This window comes from Staphylococcus sp. EG-SA-2, from assembly GCF_017152085.1.
Genome location: NZ_JACYHC010001052.1, coordinates 1 through 762 on the forward strand (window position 1 = coordinate 1; position 762 = coordinate 762).

The 762-nt window shown below is 33.5% G+C and carries 1 pseudogene; it reads left to right on the forward strand.

Annotation, left to right across the window (positions count from 1 at the left end):
* Positions 1-206, forward strand: a pseudogene (locus tag IDG60_RS17845) (YtxH domain-containing protein); the annotation flags it as partial.
* Positions 207-762 lie beyond the last annotated feature (556 nt).

A 762-nucleotide genomic window follows, 5' to 3' on the forward strand; every position in this document is an offset into this window, starting at 1 on the left:
AATATGCTAATAGATTAAAAAATAATCCAAAAGCATTTTTCGAAGAAGAAAAATCAAAATTTACCGAATATGACAATAAGACTGACGAAAGTATTGAAAAAGGTAAATTTGATGATGAAGGTGGCGCCGCACCAAATAATAATTTACGTATCGTCACTGAAGAAGACTTAAAAAAGAATAAAAATGCACTATCTGATAAAGAATAAGATGTGAGTAGGACAGAAATGATAAGGGAGTGGGACAGAAATCATATTTTAGCAAAATTTATTTCGTCGTCCCACCCCGGCAAGGTTGACTAGAATTGAAAAAAGCTTGTTACAAGCGTATTTTCATTCAGTCAACTACTGCCAATATAATATTGTAAACTATAGGACATTTATTAGTGTTTCAGGTTCTTTATCGTTAGTCATAGCTAATATGCATATAGAAAGAAGAATACATGCGTGAAACTCATTCATAAAAAATACTAATATCTAAAGAAAACGTATTTCTTTATCTTTTCGAAATTCTCTATGTTGGGGCCCTTACCCCAACTTGCACATTATTGAAAGCTGACTGTTGGCCAGTTTCTGTGTTGGGGCCTCGCCAACTTGCATTGTCTGTAGAATTTCTTTTCGAAATTCTCTATGTTGGGGGCCCCGGGGCGCATTTTCGTTCGGTTAATTACTGTCAATATTAAATTGTGTGCCTAGTACATTGACTTATATCTCGAGTTCTTGAATATGTGTATTTTAAATATATAAATTAAAAAAGGAACAAAGC